The organism is Methylobacterium sp. WL116, assembly GCF_008039455.1.
Lineage (GTDB): Bacteria > Pseudomonadota > Alphaproteobacteria > Rhizobiales > Beijerinckiaceae > Methylobacterium.
This window is the reverse complement of sequence record NZ_VRUV01001069.1, coordinates 1-601: the sequence shown is the minus strand read 5'-3', so window position 1 is coordinate 601 and position 601 is coordinate 1. Positions and strand designations below refer to the sequence as shown.

Here is a 601-nt window from a genome sequence, read left to right as displayed (position 1 = left end):
AGGCCGACCGCTGGGGCCGCCTGCGCATCGACGCCCTGTCGGAGGCGGATGGACCGGTCGACCTCGCGGGGGACCTCGTCGGTGCCGGTCTCGCCCAGGTCGATGCCGGCGAGGGCGACGCCCTGTGCCGCCCGGGGCTGCTCGCCGTCGAGGAGGCCGCGCGCACGGCCGGACTCGGGCTCTGGCACCAGCCGTCGCTCGAGGCCTCGGACGGTCCTGGCCTGCGCGCGGCGGCGGGGCGGTTCGTCGTGGTCCAGGGCACGATCCGCCATGTCGGCGAGCGCCCGAGCCGGACCTATCTCGACTTCGCGGCCCGGGGGGAGGACGGGCTCACGGTCACCGTGTCGAAACGCACTTGGCGCAGGATGCGCGAACATGGTTTGAGTGCGGACAGGCTCAGGAACGCGCGGGTGCGGGTGCGCGGGGTGGTCGAGATCCGTCGCGGGCCGACCCTCGACATCGCGGTGCTGGAGACGATCGAAGTGCTGGAGGCGCCCACGGCGATCGCCGGCGCGAGCACGGATGGGGAGCGGGCGCTGCGGCGCTGAACGGCATGATGGGCGGCACGACGCGGAGTGGAACGGGAATTGGGCAGGGCGGC

1 pseudogene is annotated in these 601 nt (G+C 74.2%); it reads left to right on the top strand.

Annotated features, from left to right (window positions below):
• Nucleotides 1-548, top strand: a pseudogene (locus FV223_RS31080) (pentapeptide repeat-containing protein); the annotation flags it as partial.
• Between the last annotated feature and the right edge of the window lie 53 nt (nucleotides 549-601).